The sequence below is a fragment of the Herminiimonas sp. genome (assembly GCF_030645555.1).
Classification (GTDB): domain Bacteria; phylum Pseudomonadota; class Gammaproteobacteria; order Burkholderiales; family Burkholderiaceae_D; genus Oxalicibacterium.
In genome coordinates this window covers 1-5,233 of the sequence record NZ_JAUSME010000053.1, presented here as the reverse complement: position 1 = coordinate 5,233, position 5,233 = coordinate 1, and the positions used below count along the sequence as shown (strand labels likewise).

Sequence of the window (5,233 nt, the reverse complement as noted above, 5' to 3'; positions counted from 1 at the left end):
TTTTTTCTTCGTGGATGCTCAGTTGCCGGGAGTGGCCCGGCAGCCACCTTCTTTCTTTTCTTCGCCAAAGAAAGAAGGCAAAGAAAGGCGACGCAGCAGCCGTTGCCCGCTGCGCGGGTCCCCAAGTCCAGCACGCGTCAGTCGGGGGCACAAACAAACTCGCCTTCGGCTCAGACAGGTTTGCGTCCTTGATCCGCCCGACGCGCACTGGCCTTGGCAACGTCACATGCGGGCAAGTCAAAATCAGCAACAACCCCAACATCCACAGCCTTGATTATTTATTGAGTTTTGAATTGACTCGCGACAATGCTGTTGTCGTTGATCTGGTGGTGAAGTAAGCCCGCTGTGACGCTGCCGTTTGTGCGGAGCAGAAAATGGATAAAGAAGTGAACGTTGTCTGAGCGCAGCGAGTTTCGTTCGCTTCCCATTTTTTGCTTTGCACAAACGGGAAGCCCGAAGGGCCAGCGGCTGTGCGGTCGCCTTCTTTTGCTTACTTTTCTTGGCGAAGCAAGAAAAGTGAGTAGCCGCCGGGCTACCCCCGGCAACTGAGCATCCACGAAGAAAGAACAATATCCATCCCCACAATCCACCCCTTATGCAATTTCCGCATGACAACATGCAAAAACTATCGTTTGAACGCATAAGGATATTTGTTATATTCGCTTCCATTGAGGAAATTGCTCACCTGCACCTCGCTCACTGCAACAGCATGGCGAAACGAGCAAGTGCATGAGCACCAATTTTCCTGCCACGAATTTTCATGAAAACCTGGAGTAACGTATGTTGAAAAAAGCTGTTTTACTGACGGCTGCCGCTGCCACCCTGCTGACAGGCGCCGCGCATGCACAAGACAAACCGATACTGAATGCCTCCTATGACGTGGCGCGCGAAGTCTTTGCCGCCATCAATCCTAAGTTCCAGGCGCAATGGAAGGCACAAACCGGCCAGGACTTGAAGATAGATCAATCCTTTGCCGGCACCTCGCGCCAGGCACAAGACATCATCCAGGGCAAGAAAGTCGATACCGTCACCTTCAATCAAGTAACCGATATCGACATCCTGGCAAAACGCGGACTGGTCAACAAAGACTGGCAAAAAGCGTTTCCCAACAATAGCTCGCCTTACTACAGCACCATCGCCTTCCTGGTGCGCAAGGGCAATCCAAAGAACATCAAGACTTGGGATGATCTGGTGCGCAGCGATGTAAAGGTCGTCTTCCCGAATCCTAAAACCTCGGGCAATGCACGCTATACCTACCTCGGCGCATGGCTGTATGCGAACGAGAAATTCAAGGGCGATGAAGCCAAAAGCAAGGAATTCGTCGGCAAGCTGCTGCGCAATGTCGTGAACTTCCCTACCGGCGGCCGTGGTGCGACAGTCGCCTTTGCGCAAAACAATCAGGGCGATGCCTTGCTGACCTTTGAATCAGAAGTGATCAATATCGCGCGGGGTGACGAGTTCAAGGCAGCCGGCTTTGAAATCGTGGTGCCACCGGTTTCCGTGCTCGCCGAATTCCCGGTCGCGGTGGTTGACAAGGTGGTCGATGAAAAAGGCACCCGCAAGGTTGCCACCGCCTACCTGAATTATGAATATTCGCGTGAAATCCAGTTGCTGCTGACTACCTTCCACTATCGCGTCCATCATCCAGACGTCGCGAAAGTCGTCGCTGACCGCTATGCAAAAGTTCGCCTGATCGACCCGACCAAGGTACTCGGTTCATGGGATGACATCCAGGCGAAACATTTTGCCGGCGGTGCCATCCTCGATCAGTTGCTCGGACAACGTCCCTGATAACCTGCTGACGGAACAGGCCAGCCTTTTCGTCAGCATCGCTTTGTCATTCTGCCGGACGGTGGTTTACAATGCCACCATCCATGCGACCATCCGTAATCTGGATGGTCGTTTGTTTTTGTGGAAGTGCATTTTTCCGTAACGCCCCGCTACCCTGAGTCCCCCTATTGTGAATTTGTCCCTCCGTTTTTTCCGCAGTACGCCGATTTTGCCGGGCTTCTCGATGAGCTTCGGCTTTTCTGTGCTTTATATCAGCCTGGTGATCCTGCTGCCGATTTCTGCCTTGCTGATTTACGTCAGCGGCATGACGTGGGAACAATACTGGTTTGCGATTACCGATGCGCGCGTTTTGCAAAGTTACAAAGTGACGCTGATGGCTGCGTTTTATTCCACCATCATCGTGACTTTCGTCGGCTTTTTGCTGGCGTGGATCATTACGCGTTACGATTTTCCCGGCCGCCGCCTGATCGATTCGCTGGTAGATCTGCCATTTGCACTGCCGACTTCGGTGGCTGGCGTGACGCTATCGGTTTTATTCATGCCGACCGGATGGCTGGGTCAATGGTTTGAGGTATTTGGCATCAAGATTTCATACGCATTTCCCGGCATAGTGATGGCGATGATTTTCACCAGCATTCCCTTCATCGTGCGTTCGGTGCAGCCGGTGCTGGAAGACCTGGAAGCCGAACTGGAAGAAGCGGCGCTGATGCTGGGCGCGAACAAGTGGCAGATATTCTGGCGCGTGATCCTGCCTACGCTGGTACCGGCGCTGATCACCGGCTCATCGCAAGCCTTCATCCGCAGCCTGGGAGAATTCGGCGCGGTGATCATGATCGCCGGGAATATCCCCTTCCAGACTGAAGTGACTTCGCTGATGCTGTTCGTGCGCCTGCAGGAATACAACTATCCTGCCGCCGCCGCTATCGCGTCGGTAGTCTTGCTGGCCTCACTGACGCTGCTGTTCCTGCTGCAAATTGTGCAGGGACTGTTCTTCAAAACATCGGGAGGGAAATAATCATGGCGAAGGCAATCAAGCGCCCCGGCACCCCGCATCAATGGATCCTGATCGGCCTCGGCATCGCCTTGACTATCCTGCTGTTGATCCTGCCGCTGATCCTGATTTTCACGCAGGCGTTGAGCGGCGGCCTGGCGCTGTTGTGGCAAAACCTCAATGAAGATTACATGCTGCATGCGATCGGCCTGACCTTGCTGGCTGCCGTATTGACCGTGCCCATCAACCTGGTATTCGGCATCCTGCTGGCATGGTGCGTCACGCACTTCGATTTTTTCGGCCGCCGCCTGCTGATCACGCTGGTCGAAATCCCTTATGCCACTTCGCCAGTCGTGGCCGGATTTTGCTATCTGGTGGTCTACGGACTGGAAGGCACGATAGGTAAATGGCTATACAAGGAAGATGTGCAATTGATGTTTGCCTGGCCCGGCATCATCATGGTGACAGTGTTTGTCACTGCCCCCTATATCGCGCGCATCCTGATGCCGCTGATGCAAAAACAGGGAACCGAAGAAGAAATCGCCGCGCTCTCCCTGGGTGCCACCGGCTGGCAGATTTTTCGCCGCGTGACCTTGCCGAATATCAAATGGGCCTTGCTGTATGGCACCGTGATTACGAATGCGCGCGCGGTCGGTGAATTCGGTGCCGTCGCCGTCGTATCCGGCACGATCATGAACCAGACCCTGACGCTGCCTTTGCTGGTGGAGCAACTCAACAATGATTACAAGACAGCCGCTGCATTTACCGCTGCCGCCTTGCTGGCTTGCATGGCCTTGATTACCCTGACACTGAAAACAGCAATGGAGTGGCGTCAACAAAGGCGCGAGGCTGCATCTGCAGACAATCATGCAAGTTGAGCAACTAAACTGATTAACTAAATTGCTTAACTAAATTAAATAAGCAAGGGGTGGAAGAGGATTAATCCCCTTCCCGCCCGAAAATCAACTATCATCCGGCTGCGCTGCACACCAGCGCGCGAAACTCTCTGCTGTTTCGCTGGAATCGGTGATTCCAGCATCGTTCGTCAGGCGCGCCAGCGCTTCCTTTTCATACTCAGTCGAAACATGGCAGACATGCCACTCGCACAGTCAGCATATTCCTACGCAGTTTTGGGATGATCGCTGATCGCCATGCAGCTATGGCCACTCTATCCTCGCAACTCAGGTCGCAACTTGAATTTGCCTGAGAGCAAAACGCGACATGCGATAGCTAACCATCGCCCAAATAACAGAACAGCGCTTGCCGCATCCTGCAAGCCGCACTCAACAAGGAAATCGACATGTATAGCAATCACGATGAAATCAACAATCCAACCTTCATGACGCACGTACGCCGCATTCCCGATGCCAATAAAATTCAGGCTGGCGAACAAGACAATAACGACGATGTATCCACAGAGATGGAAGAAGATGCCGATCCGGCGCACATCACTACCGTTCCTTTCAGCACGACCAAGGTCGGCTCTTTCCAGTAATATTTTCTGCAGACGGATCAGCTTGCGCGCTACAGCCTGACTATAAAAACTGGCTGTATAGACCCAGGCTGATCCGCAACTCTGCCGTACACATCCCCGCAATTTTCTTTACCCTCGTTCTTCAATGAGGGTTAAAACACAGCATCTTTCATCAGCATCTGCCTGCCACGGCACATGGCTAGATCAGCATTCCGCCCGATACTTCGATGCGTTGTGCATTGATCCAGCGACTGCCATCCGACAGCAAGGCTGCAATCGCGCCGCCGATATCATCCGGCAAGCCGACGCGCCCCAGTGCGGTAGCCGATGCGATGTGTTCATTCATTTGAGCGTTGTCACGCACGGCGCCGCCGCGGAAATCCGTTTCTATCGCGCCCGGCGCCAGCGTATTGACGGCAATGCCGCGCGCACCAAACTCTTGCGCCATATACCGCGTCATCACTTCTACCCCGCCCTTCATCATTGCATACGCGGCGTAATCGGGAAAACTGAAACGCGTCAAGCCGCTCGAGATATTGACGATGCGCCCGCCATCCGCGATCAAAGGCAGCAGTTTTTGCGTCAGGAAAAACGGCCCTTTCAAATGTATCCGCATCAACTCATCGAACTGCTCTTCGCTTGTCTCGGCAATACTGGCACCCAGGCCTATGCCTGCGTTATTGACCAGGTAATCGAATTGTCCTGCATCGAATTTCGTGCTCAAGACGCCTTGCAGCTGGCCGACAAAGGATGCAAACGATGCACTATTGCCGACATCGAGTTGCAGCATCGCGGCACGTCCTCCCTTGCTTTCTATCTCACGCACCAGGGCATCTGCCTCGACTGTATTGCTGTGATACGTGCCTATGATGGCTAGGCCTTGTGCAGCCAGGTGCAGCGCCGTGCTTTTACCCAGGCCGCGGCTGGCGCCGGTGATGATGGCGATTTTCTGTTTCATGTCTGTTCCTCTGTTGGTT

Annotated in this window: 6 protein-coding genes; 5 read left to right on the top strand and 1 reads right to left on the bottom strand. The window is 53.7% G+C overall.

The features are described 5' to 3' along the window. From Q7T06_RS02225 to Q7T06_RS02205, 5 genes are all read left to right on the top strand, one after another. On the top strand, positions 1 to 338 hold a 338-nt coding region (locus Q7T06_RS02225), incomplete at its 5' end, for a hypothetical protein (RefSeq protein WP_304779415.1). A 442-nt stretch (positions 339 to 780) separates the two neighbouring features. Beyond that, on the top strand, positions 781 to 1,791 hold the full coding sequence (gene cysP / locus Q7T06_RS02220) for a thiosulfate ABC transporter substrate-binding protein CysP (protein ID WP_304779412.1): 1,011 nt from the start codon (positions 781 to 783) through the stop codon (positions 1,789 to 1,791). A 223-nt stretch (positions 1,792 to 2,014) separates the two neighbouring features. Beyond that, positions 2,015 to 2,806 carry a sulfate ABC transporter permease subunit CysT gene (cysT, locus tag Q7T06_RS02215; protein ID WP_370652330.1) on the top strand — a complete coding sequence of 264 codons (792 nt, stop codon included), beginning with the start codon at positions 2,015 to 2,017 and terminating at the stop codon, positions 2,804 to 2,806. Positions 2,807 to 2,808: 2 nt separating this feature from the next. Then, positions 2,809 to 3,660 carry a sulfate ABC transporter permease subunit CysW gene (cysW, locus tag Q7T06_RS02210; RefSeq protein ID WP_304779407.1) on the top strand — a complete coding sequence of 284 codons (852 nt, stop codon included), beginning with the start codon at positions 2,809 to 2,811 and terminating at the stop codon, positions 3,658 to 3,660. Positions 3,661 to 4,082: 422 nt separating this feature from the next. Beyond that, positions 4,083 to 4,277 (top strand): hypothetical protein, encoded by a 195-nt coding sequence (locus Q7T06_RS02205; RefSeq protein WP_304779405.1) that lies wholly within the window; start codon positions 4,083 to 4,085, stop codon positions 4,275 to 4,277. Between the two features lie 178 nt (positions 4,278 to 4,455). Here the strand turns inward: Q7T06_RS02205 and Q7T06_RS02200 are convergent, their stop codons facing one another. Beyond that, entirely contained in the window at positions 4,456 to 5,214 is a 759-nt protein-coding gene (locus Q7T06_RS02200; RefSeq protein ID WP_304779403.1) for an SDR family NAD(P)-dependent oxidoreductase, read from the bottom strand. Positions 5,215 to 5,233 lie beyond the last annotated feature (19 nt).